We start from the raw sequence: 26,259 nt of genomic DNA on the forward strand, positions 1-26,259 counted from the left end.
GTAAATAAAATATAAAAACCACCGGTGGACGATGGTTTTTGAGTATCTGAATAAAAATAATTCTATTGCACAATCAACTTTAGAGATTGATTGCTGTCTGTTCGTAAAATATAGGTTCCTTTCGCGAGATTATTCAGAACAATCGTTTTTGAGGTTTTGAAATCTTGATAAATGGTCTGCACCAGCTTTCCATCCAATGAGTAGATTTGTACCGCTTTCACCTCATCCAAGCCATAACCTGCAAGATGCGCTGTTTGGTTTCTAACCGGATTAGGATAAATGGATATCGTCCGGTCCAATGCAGCAGTTTCGCTTGTGGACATGGTAGAAGTCCAGATCATATTGATCCATTCTGGATGGTCGATAAAAGGATTTCTATTTTTTTGTCGGGCATAAACTGCATTGTTCCTAGCAATTTCTCTTGGTGAAACGGGATCTTGTGCCGCCCATTTCAGAAGCAGGTTAATGTACCATTGCTTAAAGCCTCTATCCACCGTGCCATCCAATGGACTTGATGCAGTTTGGTAAGGCACAAAAGAGGCGAGTCTGTCTTCATATCGGGTCACGAAGAAAAGCTGCATTCTCGCGATGTCTCCCTTGAATTCATTGATCGGCTCGAAAACCGTGCCGCCGTATCCCGGAAATGAACAGCTTCCAATTTTAGTTCCGTTGGTTGAGGTCCACGTTGGATTGGAAATCTCACCATACGGATAATTGGAACGCATGCTGTTCACATAATAATCACTTGGAATTACAAAATGAGCGTCATTCGCCATTGGAACTGCATTCTGACCTCCGAAATAGGTTTTCGGCAAAGTATGTTCCCTGTTGTAGCAAGAATTCTCGTGGTTTGCACCGTTTCCGCATTGGTTGCCGCCCACTGAAGCCTGTCCCCAAATGTATTCATAGGCATCCGGTCCACTTGGGATTTCAGAATACATATCCAAAATGGTTCCATTATTTTCGTAGAAATAGTCTCGGTCAGAAGTCTGGTAAGTTAGCCACAAACCACCTGTTCCGCTTCCGTAACCCAAATCCAGCGCTCCGTTTGAAATGATTTCGTTGAGCTTAGACTTAAGGGCATAACCAGTTAATCCCGAAGTCCCATCATAATAACCTGGTGGGATCTGGCCAAAAGTAATTCCTGCGGTTAAAATACCGATTATTAAGGTAATTTTCTTTTTCATTGATAAAGAATTATTTATGCCGCAAATTTAGAGAAAAAAGAATTGGTGGAAATTTGGATTCCGGTTAAAATTTCCTTAAATATTCGTAAGGAAAGACTTATTAACCCTTGAAAAAATCCAGGAAATTCCCACGCCAAATAATGCGGCGGTAAAAGTCACCACAAAGTAATTCACAAGCCTGATCCTCACCGGAAAAGGAAGGTCTGTGTTTGCTCCCGCCTTGAAAATTCCGGTTTGAAATTGGAAGTAACTGATAGCAGTACCCAAAACCAATCCGCAGATAATCCCGAAAGTCACGATTAAGATTCCGGTATAAAAGTAGATGTTTCTCAGCGATTTCAAGCTCATTCCTAAAGAGACCAGCGATTTAGCCTGCTCTTTCTTGTCTAGCTGCAGAATAATGATTGCTCCTGCCAAATTAAATGTGGTAATGAAGATCACCAACGCGAAAATGAGGTAGATGAAAAGTTTCTCGGTATTGATCATCTTCCAAAATGCAGCGTTTTCTTCACTTTTTGTCTTCAAATCATATTTGTTTCCAAGTTGAGAAGAAAGGTTTGATCTTACTAGATCTGCATTTTCTGGATTTTTCAGTTTAATGACAATCTGGTACGCTGAATTTTTCGGCAGGCTCAAAAGTTCCTGAGCCAGTTCCAGCGGCGAAATGATGGTATTGTCGAGTTGGTCATTTCCGGGAAATACCCCAGAAACAAAAATCTCCTTCTTATTAAAAATGTCATCTTCCTTGTTGATAATTCCGATTCCCGGTTTCGGCATCATCAATACTGCGGAAGTTTGACCGTCTCCTCCGATCGGAATGGCAAGCCGGTTATCGAGCTTGTTTTCCATCAAGACTTCGTTGGAATATTTATAAGACGGATAAACTCCATAAAAAATGCTTTTTTGGATGGGATTTACAAAAATATAAGCAGAATCCACACTTCGAAGGTTTGCAATATCACCATTTTCCTGGAAGTTTACGTACACCTTCTCTTCAATTACTTTTGAATAATGGGCAATATCCGGATTTTTGTTTAAAACGCTGCTTACATGATCTATATCAGGAAGTGTTTTTCCCTGTTTGCTTTTGATAGTAAGGTCTGCGTGAAGATTTGCGATCAGATCCTGATTGAGATCTTCCAATCCAGAAAAAACAGAAATAATAATGAACATAGCAGTGACCGCCACCATCATAGCCAAAGCAGCAAGCCACGTGATAAACGTAACTGCGGTGCTTCCTTTTTTGGCAACCAAATAACGGGTAGCGATGTAAAATGCGGTGTTCTTCAAATCAATCTATGAATTTGGAATAGGAAGTTTAGCTTTTTGCGAAGCGATTTTTTAAACGATTACAAAACGGGATTGTCTCCTTCGCCGCGCAATTCCTTCTCAATTCTTTCCACATCATCGAGCGAAGTGTCCAGATAAAACTGCAGTTCCGGAATAATCCGCACCTGCTTCGCCATTTTCTGGCCAATAAAATTTCGATAATGAGATTTGTTCTCCTCAATTTCGGTCATGATCTGCTTTCGGAAATCCTGCGGAAAAATACTCAGGTAAATTTTCGCAATACTCAGATCTGCAGTCACTTTCACGTCCGAAACGCTCACCAAAAAACTCTGTTTGCTTTCGGCTGCCTGTTTCCGGAAGAGTTCCGCAAAATCTTCTTGTATAATCTGTGCTACTTTTCTTTGTCTGTTGCTTTCGTTCATTCCGCAAATTTAGTATTTTTGTGTGAAAGTTGGAAGTTTGACAATCATTGTCGGAACTCCCAAATTTTAACATTATCAATCATCAGAAACCGTTTATGAAAATAGAACACCTGGGAATCGCCGTGAAATCGCTTCAGGATTCAGACAATCTCTTCCAAAAGCTTTTGTCAAAACAAAATTACAAGCACGAATCCGTGGAAAGGGAAGGAGTGACCACCTCATTTTATAATGTTGGCGAAAGCAAGATCGAACTTTTGGAGGCCACCAATCCTGAAAGCCCAATTGCGAAGTTCATTGAGAAACGAGGCGAAGGAATCCATCACATCGCCTTTGGTGTGGAAGATATCTACGAAGAAATCTCCCGTCTTAAAGCATTAGGATTCATCTTTATTTCTGAAGAACCGAAAGACGGTGCTGACGACAAACTGGTGGTTTTCCTGCATCCCAAATCTACCAACGGAGTTTTGGTGGAACTTTGTCAGGAAAAAGCGTGATAATTTTTGCAGAACACGCAAAAAAGTTTATTTTTGCAAACCTAAAGAAAAGGCGTATTCAAATACCATTTTTCAGGCCTTGTAACTCAGTTGGTTAGAGTAACTGACTCATAATCAGTAAGTCCTTGGTTCGAGCCCAAGCTGGGCCACAATTATTCCCTGGAAAACATTGATTTTCTGGGGAATTTTTTTAGTATAAGCCGTAAAATTTTCCTGATTTTCTACATCATCTCCAATTTGTCTTGGTCAGCAATCCATTGTAGGTCATTTTTTCAAGGCGGTCTGCCAAAGTGTTGGTAGCGGATTTTTCCGGTATCTGAGACAGCTCCTTGTAAGTGGTTTTTCAGAATGCAGTGATATGACGAAGTATCAAAAAGATCCATTTATCTCTCAAAATATCCAGACTTCTTGCCAATGCACATGTGAAGCGAAAATGTTTAAGATTTTTCATTTCTTGCGCATTAATCCTTTCTTCCTAAAAATATCTGTTAAACTCCTCTTCAACTAAAATAATATATTACAAAACGACCGAATTCATGATTCCTCTTGAAAGCAAGCTCAAATCAAAGTGCGGCATTCTCCAAAATAACGGCATAGCCTTGTCCAACTCCAATACACATCGTCGCTAAAGCATATTTTTTTCCGGTTTTCTGCAATTCGAGTGCTGCAGAATAAGTAATCCTGGTTCCGCTCATTCCCAGTGGATGACCAAGTGCGATTGCGCCGCCATTGATGTTGACTCTCGGATCGTCATTCGCGATTCCAAGTTCTTTTAAAACTGCGATACTTTGAGCAGCAAAAGCTTCATTCAATTCAATGATGTCTATTTGGTCTAAAGTAATATTCGCTCTTTTTAAAGCAAGTTTTGTGGCTTCAACCGGGCCGATTCCCATGATTCTTGGCTCGGTTCCAGTAACTCCCGAACTCACCATTTTTGCCAAAGGTTTTAATCCGTATTTTTCAATAGCTTCATCAGACGCGATTATTACTGCAGCGGCACCATCATTCAGACCGGAAGAGTTTCCCGCAGTGACGGTTCCATTTTCTTTCACGAAGGCGGCTCGAAGCTTTCCTAAAACTTCCATAGAACTCTGCGGTTTAATGAATTCATCTTTGTTGATGATGATTGGATCTCCTTTTTTTTGCGGAATGACGAGGTCTGAGATTTCCTCGGCTAACCTTCCGGTTTGTTGCGCTTTTGTAGCTTTTTGCTGGGATCTTAAAGCGAATTCGTCCTGTTCCTCTCTTGAGATTTTATACATTTCTGCGAGGTTTTCAGCGGTTTTTCCCATGGCTTCTGTTCCGTACATTTTCTCCATTTCTGGATTGATGAAACGCCATCCGAAAGAGGAATCATACATTTTTTGGGTAGTATCGAAAGCGTTTTCAGATTTTGAAAGGACATAGGGACCTCTGGACATTCCTTCCACACCACCTGCGATGAACAGGTCGCCTTCGTTTGATTTGATGGCTCTCGATGCCTGCACAATGGCGCTCATTCCGGATGCGCAAAGTCGGTTCACTGTTTCTCCCGGAACGGTTACGGGCAATCCAGCAAGCAATAGTGCCATTCTCGCTACATTCCGGTTGTCTTCTCCGGCTTGATTGGCACATCCGATAATTACATCGTCAAATTTATCTAAAGGTAATTCCTGATTTTTGGCCAATAAACTTTTAATCACAGAAGCCATCAAGTCGTCTGTTCTCACTGCTGCGAGTTGACCTTTAAAGTTTCCGATTGCGGAACGGGTTCCATCGATAAGGTATGCGTTTTTACTCATTTTCTTAATTTGTTTTAAAAATAGGTTATTTCTTTGGTGAGAAAAAATGTTAATCTCTTAACTTATGTTCAATTTGAAGAGTTTTCTTGTGAAAATAGCGGATTGGATATGCCGTGATCAAAACTACCAAAAGTCCAATGAGGCATCCGAGTAAAACGGAAATAAACCGTTCAATTGGCGCAATGAAACCTTCGTCTGGCTTTTCAATCAAGATGATGATCATTGCAACGATGGTGGTTCTCACCACATTCAACAGGTTGAAAGTTTTGCAGATTACGGCTCCGAGTATGATTCCAATCATCACCTTCAAATAAGTGTCGATAGGAAAAAATACTACTGCAAAACCAGACAGCGCACCGATGAAATTGGCTTTTACCCGATCTATGGATAGTTTCCAACTGTCTTTCGCTTCGGGGGAAATCACCAGCAAAACCGATATCAGCGCCCAAAACAAATCGTATTGTGGGATGGTCTTCATCAGCACATAACCGATGCTGAAACCGATCAACGACCTACAGATATAGATGAAGAGTGGCGAGAAAATGAATCCCCGAAATCCCGAAAGGGTTGCAGATTTATCCATTTGATGAATGTTTTCTTCTGCAAAAATAACCTTTGCTATTTTAATGATGAAGTTTTAGCCCAAATCTTCCTCTAATTTCGCGGAAGTTTTGTTCAGTCATTCTGTATTGCAGATTTCCTGTGGTGTCGGCTTTCCATGCGCGAACAAAAGCCCCATTTCCAGGGATTCCCGGTACGAAACCCCTTTCCTTTCCACTGATTATTTTGGTTGTGCGTGAGATTTCACGGAGTAGCCTGATTTTCTGAACACTTCATCCAATGCAAGGACATTGATGATGTCGCATTCTGCTGCTCGTAAACACCGTTGAAATAGGTTTTCTGCATCATTGTCTAAATTACGTAAAAAGTAGATTACATGAAACGTTTCAGCTAAAATCAGAGATTAAACCAGAAAATCAGTTTTTTACAAATTCCAAAAGCGGTGAGATAAACCTGTCGAAAACCTCAATATGCGGAGAATGCCCCACATTGTCTAGTTCAACCAGTTTGGAATTCTTGATTTTCTTTTGGGTTTCTTTTCCCAGATTTTGGTAAAGTCCCATTAAAGGCTGCAGCTCCTGTGGTGCAAAACCTTTACCAATCGCAGTTCTGTCGCGGGTTCCGATGATCAGAAGAGTAGGAGCAGTAATTTTTTCGAAATCATAAATGACAGGTTGCGTGTAAATCATGTCAGTGGTGAGTGCTGCATTCCATGCAATGATGGGGTAATCCTTGTGAATGGTCCAACCGGCAAGAAGGTTCAGCCATTGGTTGTATTCCTGTTTCCATTTTCCGTCATAATAGAATTTCAACTGGTAATTCTTGTAGGAATCGAAGGTGTTTTTCAGTTCTGAAGCATAGAGCTTATCAATATTCTGGTAAGGCGAAAAACGTTTGTAATCTTCCAGCCCGATTGGATTTTCGAGGATGAGTTTTTCCACATTTTCGGGATACATCACCGCCATTCTGGAAGCCAACATTCCGCCCATGGAATGTCCCAAAACCATGAATTTATCGATTCCCAAATCATCCATAATCGATTTGGTGTTTTCTGCGAGTTGATGAAAACTAAATTGGTACTGTTTGGGTTTTGAAGATTTCCCAAAGCCAATCTGATCAGGCATCACCACCTGGAAACCCTCTTTTAAAAGTACTTTCGCAGTTTGCTCGAAATAATAGCCATTAAAGTTTTTTCCATGGAGCAGAAGGATGGTTTTCCCGTTTGGTTTCTTGGGTTTTACATTCATATATGCCATTTTCAAATCCTGTCCCTGGTTTTTGATGTTTTTAAATGTCACCGGAAAAGGATAGGTCACCGTGGAAAGTTCGGCATCTAATGGCTCAAGTCTGGATAAATTTTGCGCTTTGCCAGACATGATGAAGAAAACGGAAAACAGAAATGGAAGGATTTTTTTGGGGTTCATATTCTTGAGATTTGCGTAAAATTAAGGAAATTTTAAGAAGCGGTGAGGCGATACTTTTGAAAAGTTACGCGTCCATGTTAGAACGTATAGAAGAATGCAGTGCAATTCGCCTTAAAATATTAATAGAAATAAAGTAGATTTTTTTTGAATTTTATTGTTAAGTTTTGAAAAAGGTTCAACATAAAGGACAATCGTGCATGATTTTTTCACATTGCTATTGTGCTATTACTCATAAGTTTCCCACCACTTTCCAAATAATTGCTCATCATTCATCCAATCGATCTTTTCGCCAATTTTTGGGTAAAGAATCCTAAGATTTTCAGAATTCAACTCCGCCATTTTTTGAAGGGGCTCAAACCAGGAATGAGGCGCCAAAGAAAATTTGGAATTGTGCACGGGAATCATCCGTTTTGCGTTCAGATCCTTCATCGCCTGAATATTCTGCCCGGGAAGAAAGTGAATGTATTTCCAGTCTTTGTTGTACTGACCGTTTTCTAGGATGGCCAAGTCTAAACTGCCGTATTTCTCGCCAATTTTTTTGAAATGGGAATCGTAACCGCTGTCGCCGCCGATATAGATCCGCTGGTTCGGCGTCTCTAAAACAAAACTCGACCAAAGCGACTGGTTGGCCTTCAATCCGCGTCCGGAAAAATGCCGTGCCGGTTCTGCGGTAACCTTAAAACCTTCTCCCAAATCAGAACTTTCGTGCCAATCTAGTTCGATGATGTTTTTCGGGTCAAATCCCCAAAACTCCAGATGTTCAGCTGTTCCCAATCCGGTGATGATTTTCTTGATTCGCGGGAAAAGTCTGGTGACGGTTCCGTAATCCAGGTGATCCCAATGATCATGCGTAATCACCAGAAAATCCAGTTCGGGAATATCTTGAGGTTTGTAGAGATCACTTCCTTTAAAAGCTTTTGTAGTAAAGGAAAACGGCGATGCATAACCACTCAGTACGGGATCCACCAAGATGCTCTTGCCATCAATTTGCAGGAAATAAGACGAATGTCCCATCCAAACGTACACATTTTCGTGGGGGGACAAGTTTTTCAAATCACTTTTCTCAAAATGAAAGACTTTCGCAGGAAATCTGTTCGGGGTTTTCCCGAAAATTAAGCGAAATATTGCTTCAGGCATCGAAGTTCCTTCCGCGAGTTGGGGCGTGTAACTTAGATTTTGAAATTTCCCATCTTTATAATTCGGGGATTTCAGGATTCTTTCCAAACGTGCTCCCGAAGGAAGTTTTCCAAATTTTTTCTGTTTCATGACAAAGCAGGCAGAAACCAAAAGGATTCCAACAGGTATTAAAATTAATAATGCGGTTCGCTTCAGTATTTTCATTGTTGGCAAGGACGGATTGCCGGCAAAATTACCTTAAAAATTTTTAGTCCGTTCAAATAATGCCGAATCTGATTGATAAAAATCATTTATGAAGTTAATTTTAAATAAAAAATTTTTTCTCTCGGTTATTTTATTTAATTTTAATCAACCTTAAAAATTTACAGCTATGCACGATAATGTAGTCGTTAAACAAAGAGTTAACGCACCTGTAGACAAAGTTTGGAGCGCTATTACCGATAAAGCGCAAATGAAAAAATGGTATTTCGATATTCCTGATTTTGAAGTTGGCATTCACAAACAGTTCAATTTTTACGAACCCGGAAACGAGAAGAAATTCCATCACCACGCAGAGATCCTGGAAGTAATACCGAACGCAAAATTGAAGCACACCTGGACTTATCCGGAATTTTCTAAGGAAAAAACCATCGTGCGATGGGAACTGGAACCAGACGGAGACGGAACCATGGTGACTTTGACGCACAAAGGACTTGAAAACTTTGAACATTTGGGCAAAGATTTCGAAAAAAAGAGTTTCGAGCAAGGATGGAACGGAATCATAGGCAAAAGCCTAAAAGAGTTTGTAGAAAATTGACGACATATTTTTTCAGAGCGGGTTTTTTTTAAGCCCGCTTTTTTTTTAACTTTATCCAACAAAAACTTTGATGATTGTCTAATTTTATGATGAACTCACCCATTTTAAAATGGAAGTCAAAGAGAAGTTAACCGCTCACTTTCTTAATGGGCAAATATTTTATGGCTCGAAACAAATATTCGTAAAAAATTATGATGGAAAACCAAAATTTTGCAGAAGCAGGAATGTTGATCAGAAAGCCGGTTTCGGAAGTTTTCAACGCGTTCCTAGATCCCGCAGTTACCACTAATTTCTGGTTCACCAAGTCAACCGGAAAATTGGAGGAAGGGGAGGAAGTGATCTGGACCTGGGAAATGTATGACCTCCATGTTCCGGTAAAAGTAGCGCAGATTGTTCCCAACGAACTGATTGAGGTGGAATGGGGAAATTATAACGAAATGACCAGAGTGGTTTTCAATTTCCGGAAGATTTCTGAGAACGAGACTTTTGTCACTGTGGTCAATGACTTATTCAAAGGAAATGCCGACGAAATGAAAAAACAGATCCGTGATTCTACCGGAGGTTTCAATCTGGTGATGGCGGGCTGCAAAGCGTGGCTGGAACACGGGATTCATTTGAATTTGATTGGGGATCGGTTTCCACTGGGAAAGTGATTTAGCGAGGTATATTTGCTTTTCTAAGTTGGCAGTTTAACACTTAAACCTTGCGTGCCCAATATTCGAATTCAGATTGTTCGAGGTAAAATCCCTGTGCAGAAGCGACTGCTTTGGTATTTAGCCCCGATCGCAACGGCATCCTTTTTTGGTGATTTGCGCGCCTTGAAGGTCTCATTCTCTTCCCATCACCAAAAAAGATATAGTGGAGAGCGGGACCCATCTTGGGACGGTTCCAAATCTTGTTGCTCCTGATCAATTATTTTGTTTTTGCCTCCAGTTGGTTTCTTTTCTCCAGTTTTTTGAAGGTGTAGGAACTCATGATGATGCTGAATTCGTACAGCAGCAGTAATGGGAATGCTGCCATGAGCATGCTTAAAACATCGGCAGGAGTGACGATTGCGGCTACTACCATAATCAATACGATTGCATGGCGCCGGTATGTTTTCATGAAAGTTGGTGTGAGAATTCCGATATTGGTAAGGAAATAAACGATAACGGGGAAAAGGAAAATGACCCCCATTCCCAAAACGACCTGTAAGAACAGGGTGGTGTAGTCGCTCAGATCGTAAAGAGGAACGATGATGTCTGAAATTTTGAAAATGACGCCAAAATTGATCGCGAAAGGCAAAATTAGGAAGTATCCACATAAAATTCCGGCAAGAAAAAGGATCCACACAAAATTGATCATGAAGACCGAATTTTTTCTTTCTTTGGGATGCAGAGCAGGACTGATAAACCGCCAAAGTTCCCAAATAATGTACGGAAATGCCAAAACCATTCCGCCAAACATGGAAACAGCCATCATCACATTGAATTGCTGGTAAAGTTTCTGCACACGGACCGGGAAATCGTGCGGAAGCGTAATGCTGTCATGACCAAGAAGCAGATTTGAAAAGTGGTTGACAACGCGAAAAGTTGGGAATTCATTTCTGGTAGGTCCAAAGAATACGTGATCCATAATCCAGTTGATATTGAAACCGACCACAACGGCACCTACCACAATGGCTAGAATAGAACGGATGAGATGTCCGCGCAGTTCGCCAATGTGCCCCCAAAATGACATTTCTTTTCCTTCGCTCACGAAAATTGATTTAATAATTGAGGTTGCGAAATTACAAAAAAGATGCGAGGTTCGAGTTTCTGGAATCTATTTGAAAAAAAGTCCGACACGGATTCGCTCAAAAAAATTGACTTTCGCAGGAAAATTGGCTTCGTGGAATCTGCGGTTTCACCACAAAGCAAATAAACTTGTTTCTTATATTTTAATTTATCCCTTCGTCCAAAAGTCTGTGAATATCAATAATTCCGAAGTATTTTCCGTTTTCGGTCACGATGAGTTGTCCGATATTTTTCTCTTTTAAAATTGCCATCGCTTCTTTTGCGAGACGGTCTTTTTCGATGCTTTTCGGGTTCCTGGACATGATGTCTTTTGCGGAAAGCTTTGTGAGGTCCTGTTCACTCATTAACATCCTCCTTAAATCGCCATCGGTAATGACTCCTGTGATTTCTTCGCCATTGGTAACTACTGTAATTCCGTGCTTGGAACCGCTAATGGAGATGATAATCTCGCGGATTTCGGCATCTTCAGAAACCAATGGTTTTTGTGAAGAAAGGTATTGTTCCACTTTCGCGGTGAGGTTTTTTCCCAGACTTCCGCCTGGATGGAATTTGGCGAAATCTTTTTGCTGGAAATCATTGATCTCCATTAAACAAACCGCCAAAGCGTCTCCCAAAGCCATTTGAACGGTAGTAGAGCTTGTAGGAGCGAGTTTGATCGGACAAGCTTCTTTCTCCACATAGGTGTTTAAAACGATATCTGAAAATTCTGCGAGTTTGGAATTTGGGTTTCCGGTCATGGCGATTAATGCGGAAGAATAATCCTTTAAAAATGGTGCGAGATTGACGATTTCCGGCGAGTTTCCCGAGTTGGAAATACATAGAACAACATCTCGTTTTTGGATCACCCCCAAATCTCCGTGAATCGCTTCCGAAGCGTGCAGAAACTGAGACGGTGTTCCGGTGGAATTCAGCGTTGCCACGATTTTGTTTCCAACATGAGCCGATTTCCCGATTCCCACGATAATGAGTTTTCCTTTTGCGGAATTTATGATTTCAACAGCTTTCAGAAAGTTTTCGTCAAGTCGGTTTTTCAGCTTTTCGAGTTCTGAGATTTCTATGGAAAGAGATTCTTTCGCGATTTTTAGGATATTTTCGTTATTCATTTTCGAATTTCAGGTTTTAGACTGTTGAGCCTTAAAGATATAGGTGAAAACGGCCCGGGTTTTTTATGAACTGATTCCTCAATTTTAACAAAAATTTAAGCAAAGAAAAGTTTCATTTTTTTCTAATCTGATTTTTATTTTCTAACTTTGGGTAAAATGCAAATTTAGCAAACAATATTCAATGAAGACAAAAATCGCCGAATTATCGAAGGAATTGAAGAAGTTATTCGGCTTCTCTACATTTAAGGGACAACAGGAAGAAATCATACAAACGCTGCTCGATGGAAAGGATGTTTTCGTATTAATGCCGACCGGAGGTGGGAAATCGCTTTGTTATCAGTTACCTGCACTCATTTCTGAAGGAACCGCAATCGTGGTTTCGCCATTAATCGCACTGATGAAAAACCAAGTGGATGCGGTCAATGGACTTTCCGAAGCGGAAGGAGTCGCCCACGTTTTAAATTCATCCTTAAATAAAACCCAGACCAAACAGGTTTTCGACGACATCAAATCCGGAAAAACCAAACTTTTATATGTGGCTCCAGAATCGTTGATTAAGGAAGAATATCTTGAATTTTTAAAGGAGGTGAAAATCTCTTTCGTGGCGATTGATGAGGCGCACTGTATTTCTGAATGGGGACATGATTTCCGCCCGGAATACAGAAACCTGAAACTCATCATCGACAAGATTGCGGATGTTCCAGTAATCGCATTGACCGCCACTGCAACTCCAAAAGTTCAGGACGATATCCAGAAAACTTTGGGAATGACGAATGCGGTGGTGTTCAAGGAAAGTTTCAACAGACCGAATCTGTTCTACGAAATCCGCCCTAAAATCAATGTGGACAAAGAAATCGTGAAATTTATCCACAAAAATAAGGGGAAATCAGGAATCGTCTATTGTCTGAGCCGAAGAAAAGTGGAGGAATTCGCACAACTTCTGCAGGTGAATGGAATCAATGCGCTTCCTTACCACGCTGGTTTAGATCAAAAAACAAGAGTCGCCAATCAGGACAAATTCCTGATGGAGGAATGTGACGTGATCGTGGCCACTATTGCTTTTGGAATGGGAATCGACAAGCCGGATGTGCGGTTTGTGATTCACTACGATATCCCAAAATCACTGGAAAGTTATTATCAGGAAACAGGAAGAGCCGGAAGAGACGGCGGTGAAGGACATTGCCTCGCTTTCTATGATCCGAAAGATATCGAAAAACTCGAAAAGTTTTTGGCGCAAAAACCGGTTTCTGAAAGGGAAATTGGTTTACAGTTGCTGAACGAAGTGGTGGGTTATGTAGAAACTTCCATGAGTAGAAGACAGTACATCCTTTATTATTTTGGGGAACAATTTGACCCTGTCCATGGTGATGGAGCACAGATGTGCGACAATTCCGTGAATCCGCCAAAACTGAAAGATGTGACCAAAGAATTGAAACTGGTGTTGACTTTGGTCAAAGATTTAGAGGAAAAATTTAAAACAAAAGATCTGATTGCAGTTATCGTAGGCAAAGAAAATTCAGTGACCAAGTCCTATAAACTGGAATCCACAAAACATTTCGGAATCGGCAAGAACCAATCCGAAAACTTCTGGAAATCCATTATCAGACAAGCGACGGTTCAGAATTTTTTGGCGAAAGACATTGAAACGTACGGGGTGTTGAAAATAACCGAAAAAGGTCAGAAAGTCATTGACGGAAAGTACAAAAATGCTTTCCTGATCGCAGAAGACAGAGAATATAACCTGGAACAGCAGAAAGCAGATTCCGAGAAAATCCAGGTGCAACAAAGCGGTGGGTTAGATCAAAAACTTTTCAACCAATTGAAAGATTTAAGGAAAACTGTTGCCAAAAAACACGGAATTCCGCCTTACACCGTTTTTATGGATCCAAGTCTGGAAGATATGACGGTGCAATATCCGATCACTGTGGAAGAAATTGGTAAAGTTTACGGTGTTGGCGAAGGAAAAGCGAAAAAATACGGAAAAGAATTCGCCGAGTTCATTAAAAAGTATGTGGAGGAAAATGATATCGAACGCACTCAGGACATGGTGCTGAAAGGGGTCGCGAATAAATCCAGCCACAAGGTTTTCATCATTCAAAGTACCGACAAGAAAATCGATCTGGAAGACATCGCCAAAGCGAAAAACCTCTCCATTCAGGAACTGCTGAAGGAAATGGAGCAGATCGTTTATCAGGGAACCAAACTCAATATTGATTACTATATCGACGAAAACTTTGACGAAGACATCGTCGAAGAGTTCATGGAATTTATGCGGGAAAGCGAGAGTGACAGCATGAAGATTTTGCTGAAGGAATTCGGCGACGATTTGACCGATGAAGAAGTGAGAATGTTGAGGATCAAATTCATCTCGGATGTCGCGAACTAGTATGAGAAATAAATAATGGGCGGCACGATTCTACCACAAAAAATGAAATCCTGCAATGGATTATTGGTTTGGAGAGTCGGGCGATGATGCAGCGGCGGTTTGATTTGAAAAATAATTATGAGCAGTAAAATGTAGTTTCTAAGCCTCAAATTAAATGCAGGTGAAGCTTAATTTTGAAAAAAAGAGGATTGAATTGAAATCATTTGAGCACAATCAAAACGGAGAATTCGTGAATGGTTCGGGAAATAATAAAAAATTGTTTCTGCAAATCTTGTCGCTGTTTTCTGGGCAACCATATCATAGCAAAGCAGTCAACAAACTTCTCACAATTATTGTAAATTTGGAATTCCAGAATCTTTTTGATGAATCACCCACGAAAAACCATCCTTTTCATCCTGCCGGATTTGGAAGCAGGCGGTGCTGAAAGAATCGTGACAACGATTGCAAACCACCTTCCAAGGGAAAAATTCGAGCCGAAAATCCTTTTACTCAGAAAAGAGGGTACTTATCTGGAAATCCTTAAGGATGATGTAGAAGTTATCGACCTAAAAACGCGGCGAATCCGAAACTCGCTTTTACCCATTTTAAATGAGATCAGGAAAAGGAAACCGGAAATTGTATTCAGCGGTTTTGGTGAGGTGAATGCATATCTTTCCTTTTTTATCAAAATGTTTCCGAAAATAAAATTCATTGCGCGCGAAACCAACGTGGTCTCCAAACACGTCACCCGGAAAGACATCCGCTTTTTCTATAAGTTCTACAATAATTTCCACAGAATCATCTGCCAAAGTGACGACATGCAGAAGGATTTGGTTGAGAACTTTAATATTAAAAAAGACAAAATTGCTAAGATCAACAATCCGGTTGATTTTGACTTTATTGTTGAAAAATTAGCCGAATCCGTCAAACCGGAAAGCTTTAAAAGTGATTTCAAAAATATCGTCGCCATAGGAAACCTTTCTTCCAGAAAAGGTTTCGATAATCTGCTGAAAGTTTTCACCCACCTGAAAGAGGAAAAAATCCTACTCCATATTTTAGGTGACGGAAGAGACCGCGAACTGCTTCACCAAATGAAAAATGAATTGGAACTCAAGAATGTCATCTTTCACGGACCACAGAAAAATCCCTATCCCTACTTAAAGTTTGCTGATTTGTTCATTCTTTCCTCGCGGTATGAGGGGTTTCCTAATGTATTGCTGGAAGCCGGAGCATGTGGAACATATTCTCTGGCAAACACCTGTCCAGGAGGAATTTCCGAAATTATCCAGCCAGGAATCAACGGTGAGCTATTTGGTATTGAAAATATCGAAGCATTTGCGCTGAAAATCCAGGAAATTTTAGAAAAACCTCACAATTCTGAAGTCATAAAAAACTCGATTCAGTCAAGATTTTCTAAGGAGATTATTTTGGAAAGGTATGAAGAATTGCTTTCGCAACTTTGACAACCATTCTAATTTGCAAAAGTTTTTTTTAAATTAAATTTAAATTTCACATAAGAATATTATGATTGCAATCATATTCTTATTATAAAAATTTGCAAACTTTTCATTTGATTGTAATTTTTATTGTATTGAAAATCAAACTTTTAATATTTATTTTTTGTAAACTTTTTGTAAAACCGATTATCTTTTGTAGTTTTATTTCGACAAAAAAATAAAATTATGGAGACGAAAGCTGCGACAAAAAAGAAAACGATTTATACCTATGATGACGCATACCGCGCAACTTTGGATTATTTCGAAGGCGACGATTTGGCGGCAAAAGTCTGGGTAAGTAAATATGCATTAAAGGATTCCGACGGAAATATCTATGAACAAACTCCTGACGATATGCACCGAAGAATCTCATCCGAGATTTCAAGAATCGAAGCAAAATATCCGAATCCACTTTCTGAGCGGGAAGTTTTCGATCTGATCAAAAACTTTAAATACATCATTCCGCAAGGAAGTCCGATGACGGGTATTGGAAACCATTTCCAGATTGCGTCGCTTTCCAACTGTTTTGTGATTGGAAGCATAACGGATGGCGATTCCTATGGTTCCATCATGAAAATTGACGAGGAGCAGGTTCAGCTCATGAAAAGGCGGGGCGGAGTGGGTCACGATTTGTCAAACATTCGTCCGAAAGGTTCGGCGGTGAAAAACTCTGCATTGACTTCAACAGGTTTGGTGCCATTTATGGAGCGTTATTCCAATTCCACGCGGGAAGTGGCACAGGATGGAAGACGCGGTGCTTTGATGCTGTCAGTTTCCATCAATCACCCGGATTCAGAGGATTTCGTGGATGCGAAAATGGAGCAGGGAAAAATCACCGGCGCTAATATTTCGGTAAGAATCGACGACGATTTTATGAAAGCAGTGGTGAAAGATAAAGATTACGTTCAAAAATATCCAATTTTCAGCGATCACCCGAAATTCAAAAAAGAAATCAAGGCCACCGATCTTTGGAAGAAAATCATCCACAATGCATGGAAATCCGCAGAACCAGGCGTGCTTTTCTGGGATACCATTATTCGGGAATCGCTTCCGGATTGCTATGCGGATCTCGGCTACGAAACGGTTTCCACAAATCCTTGCGGAGAAATCCCGCTTTGTCCTTATGATTCCTGCCGACTTTTGGCAATCAATCTCTTCTCTTATGTGGAAAATCCATTCACCCAAAAAGCGAAATTCAATTTTGATTTATTTAAAGAACATGTCGGTTACGCTCAACGGATGATGGACGATATCATTGATCTGGAAATCGAGAAGATTGATGCAATTCTTGACAAAATAGAGAAAGACCCGGAAACTGAAGAAATCAAGTACACCGAGAAAAATCTTTGGATCAAGATCCGCAAAAAAACCATCGAGGGAAGAAGAACTGGAGTTGGAATCACCGCAGAAGGCGATATGTTGGCTGCTTTGGGAATCCGATATGGAAGCAGGGAAGGAAATGAATTTTCGACTTTGGTGCATAAGACATTGGCTTTAGCCGCTTACCGTTCGTCAGTGGAAATGGCGAAGGAAAGAGGAGCATTCGCGATTTATGATTCAAAGAGGGAGACCAAAAATCCGTTCATCTTAAGAATAAAGGAAGCCGATCCGAAATTGTATAAAGATTTACAAAAGCACGGACGAAGAAATATCGCATTGCTCACCATTGCTCCTACCGGAAGTACTTCGCTGATGTCGCAAACCACCTCCGGAATCGAACCAGTTTTCTTGCCGGTGTACAAAAGGAGAAGAAAGGTAAATCCGAATGACAAGGAGGTTCGTGTGGATTTCGTGGATGAAGTTGGCGATTCCTGGGAAGAATATCTGGTTTTCCACCACCGTTTCAAGCAATGGATGGAAGCGAATGATATAGATACTGATAGAAAATACACTCAGGAAGAAATCAACAAAATCATCGAGATTTCTCCCTACTACAAAGCCACTTCCAACGATGTGGATTGGCTCAGCAAAGTGGAGATGCAGGGTGCGATCCAAAAATGGGTAGATCACTCAATTTCCGTAACCATTAATATTCCGAACGAAGCGACCGAAGAATTGGTGAACAAACTTTACATCAAAGCGTGGGAAGTCGGCTGCAAAGGAGTTACTGTTTACAGAGATGGTTCACGTTCCGGTGTTTTGATTTCTACAGAAGACAAAAAAGAGGAAGGTGCTGAAGCTCAGAAAACCATTTTCCCGACAAAACGTCCGCAAATTCTGGAAGCAGATGTGGTGCGTTTCCAAAACAACAAAGACAAATGGATCGCGTTCGTGGGACTGATCGACGGAAAACCTTATGAAATTTTCACCGGTTTGGCGGATGATGAGGAAGGAATCATGCTTCCACGTTGGGTAAACGACGGACTGATTATTAAAAACCGCGACGAAGACGGAAAATCCCGGTACGATTTCCAGTTCAAGAATTTACGCGGATATAAAACAACTATCGAAGGACTTTCTCATAAGTTCAATCCCGAATTCTGGAATTACGCGAAACTCATTTCCGGAACTTTGAGACACGGAATGCCTTTGGAAAGCGTGGTAGAGCTGGTCAATAGAATGGAATTGAACTTGGAATCCATCAATAACTGGAAAGCGGGAGTTGCTCGCGCGCTGAAACGCTATATCGCAGATGGAACGCAGGCTGCAGGAAAATGCTCAAGTTGCGGATCAGACCAGGTGATGTATCAGGAAGGCTGTTTGACCTGTAAGAATTGTGGCAGCTCAAAGTGCGGATAAGATAGAAGATGGAAGCTCAAACAAGATTGCTGATTATTTTGAAAATAGTTTTGATTCAAAATAAGCTTTCCAGCAGTTGAAAAATTCCGTAATTTTGTAGTTATTCTAAATTCTATTTAAATAACAATAAAAAAATAAAAATGAGTCAATTCGATGTTACCGTCATCGGTTCCGGTCCAGGTGGTTATGTGGCGGCAATCAGAGCAGCGCAGTTGGGCTTCAAAACTGCCATTATCGAGAAATATCCTACTATGGGAGGAACTTGTCTTAATGTGGGATGCATCCCTTCAAAAGCACTTTTGGACAGTTCCGAGCATTTCGAGAATGCCAAACACAATTTTGCCAACCACGGAATCATCATCAACGAGCCGAAAGCTGATTTGGGCAGAATGGTGGAGCGAAAAAATGAAGTCGTGGACCAAACCACCAAAGGAATCAAATTCCTGATGGACAAAAACAAGATTACCGTTTTCGAAGGAGTGGGAAGTTTTGAATCTCCAACTCAGGTAAAAGTGACAAAGAATGAAGGTTCCACCGAAGTTCTTGATTCCAAATACATCATCATCGCAACGGGTTCCAAACCATCCAATTTGCCGTTCATAACTTTAGATAAAGAAAGAGTAATCACTTCTACAGAAGCGTTAAACTTAAAGGAAATCCCGAAAAAGCTTCTGGTAATCGGAGGTGGCGTCATCGGATTGGAACTGGGTTCCGTTTATTTGAGATTGGGTGCAGAAGTAACGGTGATCGAATTTATGGACAAAATCATTCCCGGAATGGATGGCGCGTTGTCTAAAGAATTGCAGAAAGTCCTGAGAAAACAGGGAATGAAATTCGAACTTTCTACCGCAGTTTCGGCTGTGGAGAGAAATGGAGACACCGTGAAAGTGACCGCTAAGAACAAAAAAGGAGAAGAAGTTACATTTGAAGGAGATTATTGCTTGGTTTCTGTAGGAAGAAAACCTTATACAGATGGACTTTCCCTTGAAAAAGCAGGAGTGGATATGGACGAAAGAGGTAGAGTGAAAGTAAACGAGCACCTTCAAACCAATGTTTCCAATATTTACGCAATCGGTGATGTAATTCAAGGCGCGATGCTGGCTCACAAAGCTTCAGAAGAAGGAATTTTGGTCGCTGAACAACTGGCAGGTCAGAAACCACACATCAATTACAACCTAATTCCGGGAGTAGTTTATACTTGGCCAGAAGTTGCCGGAGTGGGAAAAACCGAAGAGCAACTGAAAGCTGAAGGAATAGCGATAAAAGTTGGAAATTTCCCGATGAGAGCTTTGGGAAGGAGCCGTGCTTCAGGTGATTTGGATGGTTTCATCAAAATCATTGCGGACGAAAAAACCGACGAAATCCTGGGAATGCACATGATTGGAGCAAGAGCGGCGGATTTGATCGCAGAAGCCGTGGTAGCAATGGAATACAGAGCAAGTGCAGAAGATCTCGCGAGAATGTCTCACGCACACCCAACCTATGCAGAAGCGGTGAAAGAAGCAGCTTTGGATGCGACTGGTAAAATTGCCATTCACTTTTAGGAAGATACAATTAGAGACAGGTTGCAACTTGTCCATGTCTATCGATTTTATAAATAAAGAGAAGTTTCGGCTTCTCTTTTTATTTCAAAATCATTAACTTAGCACAAATAAAGAAGCATGCCGGAAATAAGTCGATTTTACGGAATCATTATTCAGATGTTTTTCAAAGATCATAATCCGCCGCATTTCCATATAACTTATGGAGAATATCGTGCGGTGATGACGATCGAAAATGGAATAGTGGAGGGAAATATGACTTCGAAGGCATTAAAATTGGTGTTTGAATGGATGGAACTTCATCAAGATGAATTAATGAAAAATTGGGAGCTTGCCCAAAAAGGAGAGTTACCAAAAGCTATAGAACCTCTAAAATAATTATGATGAGTTTAATTTGGGTTACAAAAGCAGAATACATTTCAGAATACAAGATTAGTCTTACCTTTAACACAGGCGAAGAAATAATTGTAAATCTGGAGAAATATCTGGATAAAGGGATTTTTTTAGAACTGAAAAACAAAGATTATTTCAAAAGTTTTAAGCTCAATTCCTGGACAATAGAATGGGAAAACGGGGCAGATTTTTCCCCGGAGTTCTTATATTCGTTAAAATCTGACAAAGAATTGATTTTATAAATAAAGAGAAGTTTCGGCTTCTCTTTGTTTTTCCCGGAATTCGGTCTTTTTATGGCTAACTTTGAATACCTAAAAAGTAAAAGACATGAATAATATTAAAGTAACTAAAGCCAGCTATATTTCTGACTACACTGTAAATCTGGTATTTAGCACCAACGAAAAAATGACCGTAAACCTTCAACGATTTATTGAAAAACCAGAATTTTCTGCATTAAAAGGCCAAGAAGTTTTCAAAGACTTTAGGATTGAAGATGGGAATTTGGTCTGGGAAAACGGAGCTCATTTCGCGGCGGAATTCCTCTACGGATTGCCGAATGAAACTGAGTTGAGTTGTTCGTGATTTCTGCGAAAACCATCTTTTGGTAATATTCAAAATTTTTCGTCAAACAATGAGCCGCTCTTTATACCTGAATTTTCCCTTAATAAATCGATTGAGGAAACTTCCTTTTGAAAACGCTGACCTGAAATTTTCAAAAGTATAGAGCGGAACCTGGAAATAGTCGTAAACTTTCCCTGAAACAAACATGATCGTGAGAATCATTTGTTCCGTGTTGTAAGAATATTTTTTGACAACATTTGATGGCATGTTTATCTTTTTGCAATTTCCATTCCATTCATTTAGCGTATTTTTGCAGGATGAATATAGGCAGAACCCAAACATTAAAGATTCACGAGCACAATTCTTCAGGTTTTATCCTGGTTGACGAAAATGAGGAAAAGGCATTTCTTCCAAAAATTTTCGCTTCCGAAAACTCATTGATCGGTGATGAAATTGAAGTTTTTGTTTATCAGGACGATGACAAATTAAAGGCGACCACCGAAAAACCTAATGCCGAAGTAGGGGAGTTTGCGGTGATGAGCTGCGTTCAGACTTTGCCGAGCGGAGCATTTATGGATTGGGGAATCATCAAAGATCTGTTTATTCCATATACCCAACAGAAACTGAAAATCCAGGAAGGGAAAAGATATCTGGTCTATGTTTATGTGGACGAAAAAACAGGACTGATTACCGGAACCACCAAATTTAAGCGGAATCCGCAATACACTGATCTGCCTTTTAAAAGTGGTGATAAAGTAGATTTGATTTTGATGGGCGAAAGCGAACTCGGCTGGAATGTGGTCATCAACAAAGAATATATCGGACTGATTTATGCGTCAGACGTTTACAAGAAACTTTATCCATTGTCCCAAGAAATCGGCTATATCAAAACCATCCGCGAAGATGGTAAAATTGATGTGACTTTGCAGCCGGAAGGATTTGCCCATATTGACGAATTCCAAAAAATCATTCTGGAAAAACTAAATGAAAATTATGGTTTGCTTTATCTTTCAGATAAATCTTCGCCGGAGGAAATCAAGGACGAATTGCAGATGAGCAAAAAGAACTTCAAGAAAGCAATCGGCGGACTTTATAAGGACAAAAAGATTGAAATTCTGGAGGATAAGATCAGGTTATTATAAATCAGAAATATCAATAGGAACGGACTTTGGTCCGTTTATTTTTGAAGTTCTTAATGGCTTTAGTTAAAACTAATCCCTATTTTTCAGCAGCAACCAACCGGTAAGAATCCTTCCGTCAGAAATCTTCACTTGGTACCAGTAACTTCCCGTCGGTAAATTTCTGGAATTGGATTTTCCATCCCACTCAAAAATGCCGTTTGTGGTTACTTCCAAAACGGTTGTTCCATATCGGTCAATAATCTTAATTTCAGATCCCGGATAGTTTTCTATGCCTTCAATTTTCCAGGTATCGTTTATTCCGTCTTGATTCGGCGTAATTACATTGGAAACATTGAAAATGGTGAATGTGATTGATCCGATGAGACAACCGCCCGTGGTTTTCACCATTACGGTGTGGTTTCCATTGGAGAGATCTTGGAAAATATTGGAAGACTGAAAAATACCATGGTCTAAGGAGAAAAGAAAATCTCCACTTCCAGAAAGGATCACCGTTGCGGTATTGTTGATAATATCAACTCGGAGAATCGTAGCGGTAATCGATGTTTTGACCACTGTACTTGCCGAATTGCTGCAGCCAAAAGGATTCACGACTTTTGCAGTATATGTTCCAACAGCGGAAACGTTTAAAACTTGTTGATTCCAAATAATCGCAGAACCACCATCTTTTGTCCACTCAAAAGTACAACTGGTGCAGTTTCCCGCATCGAGATTGACAGATTGACCTTCGCAGAATTCATGTGTTGCGGGAAGTGTAATGGCAGGTTTTGGATTTAAAGTCAAATTCAGTTTTACCCATACAAAACAGCCGAGATTGTTGGAAATCTTTACATTAAACACATTCAAACCGATATCTAAACTGACTTTTGCAGGGTCCGAAACCAATTGATTGCCTGCAGTATAAAACTCAAATTGGTACTGAGACGGATTTGTAGCAAGATCTGCTTTGTAATTATTGAGGTTCTCTGTTTTTATATTTGAAGTGGTGTCGTTGCAAAAAGTTATGGAATAGTTATTTGCAGGGATTCCACCATTTTTTACCGAGACCGTCACTGCAAACTTTTGCGAACTTTCGCAACCGTTCACCGTTTGGGAAGCGTAATAAGTGGTATTATCAATCAAAAGAGTAGATGGAGACAAGAAATTCCCCGTGCTGTCATACCATTTGATATTTTGTCCGGCGGCGACGATGTCTGATATTTTCGGGATTTGGGCTGAACAGAAATCTTGTATTGCGTTTCCGGTTGGTGAGTTGGGATCATTGATGCTTACAGTGATTTCTAATTTGGCACTTTCGCATCCATTCAAAGTTTGGGTTGCGTAATACTTCAATCCATTTTGCAGCAAAGTGTTTGAAGGTAAAATATTTCCCGTGGAATCGTACCATTTGATCAAAGTTCCCGTGATTTGGATATCGGAGATTTTTGGATTCGTAATCTTGCAGAAACTCTGGGTTTGAGCAGCGGTAGGAAGCGGTTCACTTGTAATCGTTATATTCTGCGTTTGCGAGGAAATGTTCCCATTTCCATCATCGTATTTCCAGGTAATCACATAATTCCCCGGAAGTTGATATTGAAGTGGATCAGTGGTAGTTCCGGTGATTTTCCCTTTGCAAGCGTCAGTCGCAGTGGGAATTGTGGTGATGATTGTTTTGCAGTTTCCCGTAATTTTAGGCAAAGACGGAAGATCTGGAACTGGTGCGGTTTTGTCTTCCACTTTCACTTCTACGGTAAAGGTTCCATCACATGTTCCTGTCCCTGTAATGGCGCAGGAGTAAATTCCAGCATTAGCAGCAGTTGCATTGGGAATGGTTGGGTTTTGCAGGTTGGAGGTAAATCCATTCGGGCCGGTCCATGAATAGTTTGCACCATTGGAAGCATATAACTTTATGTCGGAACCAGGACAAACAGGAGAATTTGAATTTAGATCTGAATATGATGTGCAATCCAAGAATTTCGCAATAAAAATATCATTCGATGGATGACCGCCAGTTTGCTGAAAAGTTCCTGGGGTTGCAATACCGGTGGTGTTATTGCTGGACATTCCCCATAAATAAAGATGATCATTGTAATCTTTCATCATCATTCCACTTTGAGTTCCTCCATTTCCTTGGTAAAAAGTTGACCAAATTTTTGTGAGATTAGAATCATACTTTGTGAGAAAAATTGAGATTTTTGATCCAATTGTAGTTTGATATGCGTTTGGCGTTGTCACTTGATTAACCCAAGGATCATTCGGACTAGCAATGCCTGCAGAAAAAATATTTCTTTGAGAATCTACGTAAACATGTCCCCAATTGTCAAATACGTTTACGTCCTTATAATCAAGAATTGTATTCAAGATGGTGTCAACACGATAAAAGCAAATCTTATTTTTTGACTGCATTCTGCCTGCAAAAATAACTTCATTTCCAAAGCGTCTTGTACTCGTGAAAACATAGTTTTCATTGCCGCCGAAGTAGCTGGATTTTACTAGATTTCCATTTGTTGAGAATTTTATATACAATCCATTATTGTTGTAAGAACCGGTAGGATTCGGATTCACAGGCTGGAATGGGTCGATCATTGGAAAATCATTTGCACGAGTAGTGCCCGTCATTTCAACTCCGGTAGCATCAATATTGAAGATGTTGTAAATTGATGTTCCATTATTTCCACCGACATAAGTAAAGAAATCAGTATTACCAGTAGTGCCGTCAAACCTTGTGAAAAATCCCGAATAAGCACTTGGCTTGTTTACTTGGAAAGCACCGGGTGTTCCAAATCCATTAATTGCGGTTTGTCCCGCAACGTATGCAATTCCATTGTCGAATCTTAAGTCATAAATATTGATTAGATCGGTGGATGAATACCAAGGATTACCAATTTCCGGCCCGATTTCGTTATTGAACAGCATCGTTCCATTTACAGTAAGTTTTAGGAATATTATTTTTGGATAAAAATAAAGTTTGTTTCCTGGATAAAGTGGATTCGGTTTTTCCGAATATATTGCTGCATAGACATTAAGATTGTCATCAGTATCTAATGAGCCAGTTTCATCGTAATACAATCTACCATAGTAAGTTCCCCAATACCTTTGTCCATCTTTGTCTACTTTTACGATAAAGGCATCATAACCTCCGAATAAAAAAGTTTGATACGTGCCGCTGGTAGCGATATTATTAGGACTTGCAGTAGTGCCAAATATATAAACATTGTTATTCTTGTCAATTTTGACATCGCCATAATCCTCTCCACTGCCGCCAAGATAGCTTCCCCAAATCCGCGTAGGAACCGGATCAATCACCATCACTTTGTCTGAAATGTCCTTCTCTGCCTTAAATCCAAAAACCTGTCTTCCCAAATCCTGGAATTCCACATTGATGTTTTCTTTCATCTTTCCGTGCTCTTCCCAAGAATGTGGAATGTTTTCCTGCATTTCACCGAATCGAAGGTTCATTGATAGCTTTCCTCCTTTCAGTCTGGTTTTAGCACCGTTGAATTTTAACTGCATATCCGAAATTCTTCCGCCCGGATTGACTATGAAATTATATTCAACCGCTTTTGTGGAATCTTCTGGCTTAAAGAAAACAAGATCAATTTTTGGGTAAAGGTTTTTGTAGGTGATTTTTTCGTACCGATGAACCCGCTCAATTCCATTTGGTTTGTCTGGAATATTGTAGTAATTATCAAAATCCGGTGATTTCCCTTCGGCAATGATTTCAGGATTTTTGTTGGCATTCACAAAGTCAATATCTACACGATGGTACTTAAAATCGGTTTCTGTTCGGCTTTTTTTTAAATCAGAAATTGCTCGGTCTTCGGAATCCTTTCTTAATTTTCGGGCTCTTCTTTCAACTTGATAAACATCGTAAGAAAAGCCATCTTTCTTTATTTGGACATTCAACCCCGAAGAATGGAAAAGGTATTTCACGGCATGATTTTCTTTGCCTTTTTGGTCAATAATTTGGCCTTTGTTTTCAGCAAAAAAATATTGGGAACTCTTGGAAACTTTCTGTTGGCAGAAAGTGGTGATTCCAAAAAGAAGCAAAGTAAAAATATAGAATTTTTTCATAA

General features: G+C 40.1%; 22 protein-coding genes and 1 tRNA gene. 12 read left to right on the plus strand and 11 right to left on the minus strand.

Going from position 1 to position 26,259, the window contains the following annotated elements; all coding sequences use genetic code 11:
- Positions 1-62: 62 nt before the first annotated feature.
- The 3 genes from L0951_RS07740 to rbfA form a co-directional block, all read right to left on the minus strand.
- Positions 63-1,187, minus strand: coding sequence for an endonuclease (locus tag L0951_RS07740; RefSeq protein WP_234110656.1), 1,125 nt, complete (start codon positions 1,185-1,187; stop codon positions 63-65).
- Positions 1,188-1,262: 75 nt separating this feature from the next.
- On the minus strand, positions 1,263-2,477 hold the full coding sequence (locus L0951_RS07745) for an ABC transporter permease (RefSeq protein ID WP_234110657.1): 1,215 nt from the start codon (positions 2,475-2,477) through the stop codon (positions 1,263-1,265).
- Positions 2,478-2,536: 59 nt separating this feature from the next.
- On the minus strand, positions 2,537-2,899 hold the full coding sequence (gene rbfA / locus L0951_RS07750) for a 30S ribosome-binding factor RbfA (protein WP_234110658.1): 363 nt from the start codon (positions 2,897-2,899) through the stop codon (positions 2,537-2,539).
- 95 nt (positions 2,900-2,994) lie between these two features.
- Between rbfA and mce the strand changes: the two genes are divergently transcribed.
- Both mce and L0951_RS07760 read left to right on the plus strand, forming a co-directional pair.
- Complete coding sequence (gene mce, locus L0951_RS07755; protein ID WP_234110659.1) at positions 2,995-3,393, plus strand: methylmalonyl-CoA epimerase; 399 nt, start codon at positions 2,995-2,997, stop codon at positions 3,391-3,393.
- A 75-nt stretch (positions 3,394-3,468) separates the two neighbouring features.
- A tRNA-Ile gene (locus L0951_RS07760) sits at positions 3,469-3,542 on the plus strand.
- Between the two features lie 414 nt (positions 3,543-3,956).
- Here L0951_RS07760 and L0951_RS07765 read toward each other — a convergent pair.
- The 4 genes from L0951_RS07765 to L0951_RS07780 all read right to left on the minus strand — a co-directional run bounded on the left by L0951_RS07765 (position 3,957) and on the right by L0951_RS07780 (position 8,500).
- On the minus strand, positions 3,957-5,174 hold the full coding sequence (locus L0951_RS07765) for an acetyl-CoA C-acyltransferase (protein WP_234110660.1): 1,218 nt from the start codon (positions 5,172-5,174) through the stop codon (positions 3,957-3,959).
- Positions 5,175-5,223: 49 nt separating this feature from the next.
- Positions 5,224-5,757, minus strand: coding sequence for an FUSC family protein (locus L0951_RS07770; protein WP_234110661.1), 534 nt, complete (start codon positions 5,755-5,757; stop codon positions 5,224-5,226).
- A gap of 394 nt (positions 5,758-6,151) precedes the next feature.
- On the minus strand, positions 6,152-7,111 hold the full coding sequence (locus L0951_RS07775) for an alpha/beta fold hydrolase (protein WP_234110699.1): 960 nt from the start codon (positions 7,109-7,111) through the stop codon (positions 6,152-6,154).
- Between the two features lie 273 nt (positions 7,112-7,384).
- Entirely contained in the window at positions 7,385-8,500 is a 1,116-nt protein-coding gene (locus L0951_RS07780; protein ID WP_234110662.1) for an MBL fold metallo-hydrolase, read from the minus strand.
- 166 nt (positions 8,501-8,666) lie between these two features.
- Here L0951_RS07780 and L0951_RS07785 point away from each other — a divergent pair, with 166 nt between their 5' ends.
- Both L0951_RS07785 and L0951_RS07790 read left to right on the plus strand, forming a co-directional pair.
- Positions 8,667-9,092 carry an SRPBCC domain-containing protein gene (locus tag L0951_RS07785; RefSeq protein WP_234110663.1) on the plus strand — a complete coding sequence of 142 codons (426 nt, stop codon included), beginning with the start codon at positions 8,667-8,669 and terminating at the stop codon, positions 9,090-9,092.
- 191 nt (positions 9,093-9,283) lie between these two features.
- Positions 9,284-9,745, plus strand: a complete 462-nt coding sequence (locus L0951_RS07790) for an SRPBCC family protein (protein ID WP_317207197.1) — start codon at positions 9,284-9,286, stop codon at positions 9,743-9,745.
- A gap of 259 nt (positions 9,746-10,004) precedes the next feature.
- Here L0951_RS07790 and tatC read toward each other — a convergent pair whose 3' ends face one another.
- Together tatC and L0951_RS07800 are read right to left on the minus strand one after the other, a co-directional pair.
- Complete coding sequence (tatC, locus tag L0951_RS07795; protein ID WP_234110664.1) at positions 10,005-10,829, minus strand: twin-arginine translocase subunit TatC; 825 nt, start codon at positions 10,827-10,829, stop codon at positions 10,005-10,007.
- Positions 10,830-11,010: 181 nt separating this feature from the next.
- Positions 11,011-11,970 carry an SIS domain-containing protein gene (locus L0951_RS07800; protein WP_234110665.1) on the minus strand — a complete coding sequence of 320 codons (960 nt, stop codon included), beginning with the start codon at positions 11,968-11,970 and terminating at the stop codon, positions 11,011-11,013.
- 181 nt (positions 11,971-12,151) lie between these two features.
- On the opposite strand from L0951_RS07800, the gene recQ reads away from it, so the two are divergent.
- The 7 genes from recQ (at position 12,152) to L0951_RS07835 (ending at position 21,086) form a co-directional block, all read left to right on the plus strand.
- Complete coding sequence (gene recQ, locus L0951_RS07805; RefSeq protein ID WP_234110666.1) at positions 12,152-14,356, plus strand: DNA helicase RecQ; 2,205 nt, start codon at positions 12,152-12,154, stop codon at positions 14,354-14,356.
- Positions 14,357-14,718: 362 nt separating this feature from the next.
- Positions 14,719-15,798, plus strand: a complete 1,080-nt coding sequence (locus tag L0951_RS07810; RefSeq protein ID WP_234110667.1) for a glycosyltransferase — start codon at positions 14,719-14,721, stop codon at positions 15,796-15,798.
- A 219-nt stretch (positions 15,799-16,017) separates the two neighbouring features.
- Positions 16,018-18,570 carry an adenosylcobalamin-dependent ribonucleoside-diphosphate reductase gene (locus L0951_RS07815; RefSeq protein ID WP_234110668.1) on the plus strand — a complete coding sequence of 851 codons (2,553 nt, stop codon included), beginning with the start codon at positions 16,018-16,020 and terminating at the stop codon, positions 18,568-18,570.
- A 140-nt stretch (positions 18,571-18,710) separates the two neighbouring features.
- A complete protein-coding gene (gene lpdA, locus L0951_RS07820; RefSeq protein WP_234110669.1) occupies positions 18,711-20,114 on the plus strand; it encodes a dihydrolipoyl dehydrogenase in 1,404 nt (467 codons plus the stop codon).
- A gap of 117 nt (positions 20,115-20,231) precedes the next feature.
- Complete coding sequence (locus tag L0951_RS07825; protein ID WP_234110670.1) at positions 20,232-20,489, plus strand: DUF4160 domain-containing protein; 258 nt, start codon at positions 20,232-20,234, stop codon at positions 20,487-20,489.
- Positions 20,490-20,494: 5 nt separating this feature from the next.
- The gene (locus L0951_RS07830; protein WP_234110671.1) at positions 20,495-20,746 is read left to right on the plus strand and encodes a DUF2442 domain-containing protein; all 252 of its coding nucleotides are present in this window, start codon (positions 20,495-20,497) and stop codon (positions 20,744-20,746) included.
- 85 nt (positions 20,747-20,831) lie between these two features.
- On the plus strand, positions 20,832-21,086 hold the full coding sequence (locus L0951_RS07835) for a DUF2442 domain-containing protein (protein ID WP_234110672.1): 255 nt from the start codon (positions 20,832-20,834) through the stop codon (positions 21,084-21,086).
- Between the two features lie 42 nt (positions 21,087-21,128).
- Here L0951_RS07835 and L0951_RS07840 read toward each other — a convergent pair whose 3' ends face one another.
- Positions 21,129-21,332 carry a KTSC domain-containing protein gene (locus tag L0951_RS07840; protein ID WP_234110673.1) on the minus strand — a complete coding sequence of 68 codons (204 nt, stop codon included), beginning with the start codon at positions 21,330-21,332 and terminating at the stop codon, positions 21,129-21,131.
- A gap of 50 nt (positions 21,333-21,382) precedes the next feature.
- Between L0951_RS07840 and L0951_RS07845 the strand changes: the two genes are divergently transcribed.
- Entirely contained in the window at positions 21,383-22,207 is an 825-nt protein-coding gene (locus L0951_RS07845) for a S1 RNA-binding domain-containing protein (protein ID WP_234110674.1), read from the plus strand.
- Between the two features lie 69 nt (positions 22,208-22,276).
- Here L0951_RS07845 and L0951_RS07850 read toward each other — a convergent pair whose 3' ends face one another.
- Positions 22,277-26,257 carry a T9SS type B sorting domain-containing protein gene (locus L0951_RS07850; protein ID WP_234110675.1) on the minus strand — a complete coding sequence of 1,327 codons (3,981 nt, stop codon included), beginning with the start codon at positions 26,255-26,257 and terminating at the stop codon, positions 22,277-22,279.
- Positions 26,258-26,259 lie beyond the last annotated feature (2 nt).

It is taken from the genome of Chryseobacterium sp. R2A-55 (assembly GCF_021401085.1).
Lineage (GTDB): Bacteria > Bacteroidota > Bacteroidia > Flavobacteriales > Weeksellaceae > Kaistella.

Coding starts and splice junctions, on each gene's coding strand:
- L0951_RS07765 (WP_234110660.1), bottom strand. CDS start 5,174: ATGAGTAAAAACGCATACCTTATCGATGGAACCCGTTCCGCAATCGGA.
- L0951_RS07840 (WP_234110673.1), bottom strand. CDS start 21,332: ATGCCATCAAATGTTGTCAAAAAATATTCTTACAACACGGAACAAATG.
- L0951_RS07835 (WP_234110672.1), top strand. CDS start 20,832: ATGAATAATATTAAAGTAACTAAAGCCAGCTATATTTCTGACTACACT.
- L0951_RS07815 (WP_234110668.1), top strand. CDS start 16,018: ATGGAGACGAAAGCTGCGACAAAAAAGAAAACGATTTATACCTATGAT.
- L0951_RS07825 (WP_234110670.1), top strand. CDS start 20,232: ATGCCGGAAATAAGTCGATTTTACGGAATCATTATTCAGATGTTTTTC.
- L0951_RS07850 (WP_234110675.1), bottom strand. CDS start 26,257: ATGAAAAAATTCTATATTTTTACTTTGCTTCTTTTTGGAATCACCACT.
- L0951_RS07830 (WP_234110671.1), top strand. CDS start 20,495: ATGAGTTTAATTTGGGTTACAAAAGCAGAATACATTTCAGAATACAAG.
- L0951_RS07780 (WP_234110662.1), bottom strand. CDS start 8,500: ATGAAAATACTGAAGCGAACCGCATTATTAATTTTAATACCTGTTGGA.
- L0951_RS07845 (WP_234110674.1), top strand. CDS start 21,383: ATGAATATAGGCAGAACCCAAACATTAAAGATTCACGAGCACAATTCT.
- recQ (WP_234110666.1), top strand. CDS start 12,152: ATGAAGACAAAAATCGCCGAATTATCGAAGGAATTGAAGAAGTTATTC.
- L0951_RS07740 (WP_234110656.1), bottom strand. CDS start 1,187: ATGAAAAAGAAAATTACCTTAATAATCGGTATTTTAACCGCAGGAATT.
- L0951_RS07800 (WP_234110665.1), bottom strand. CDS start 11,970: ATGAATAACGAAAATATCCTAAAAATCGCGAAAGAATCTCTTTCCATA.
- L0951_RS07770 (WP_234110661.1), bottom strand. CDS start 5,757: ATGGATAAATCTGCAACCCTTTCGGGATTTCGGGGATTCATTTTCTCG.
- L0951_RS07775 (WP_234110699.1), bottom strand. CDS start 7,111: ATGTCTGGCAAAGCGCAAAATTTATCCAGACTTGAGCCATTAGATGCC.
- L0951_RS07810 (WP_234110667.1), top strand. CDS start 14,719: ATGAATCACCCACGAAAAACCATCCTTTTCATCCTGCCGGATTTGGAA.
- rbfA (WP_234110658.1), bottom strand. CDS start 2,899: ATGAACGAAAGCAACAGACAAAGAAAAGTAGCACAGATTATACAAGAA.
- mce (WP_234110659.1), top strand. CDS start 2,995: ATGAAAATAGAACACCTGGGAATCGCCGTGAAATCGCTTCAGGATTCA.
- L0951_RS07785 (WP_234110663.1), top strand. CDS start 8,667: ATGCACGATAATGTAGTCGTTAAACAAAGAGTTAACGCACCTGTAGAC.
- L0951_RS07790 (WP_317207197.1), top strand. CDS start 9,284: ATGATGGAAAACCAAAATTTTGCAGAAGCAGGAATGTTGATCAGAAAG.
- lpdA (WP_234110669.1), top strand. CDS start 18,711: ATGAGTCAATTCGATGTTACCGTCATCGGTTCCGGTCCAGGTGGTTAT.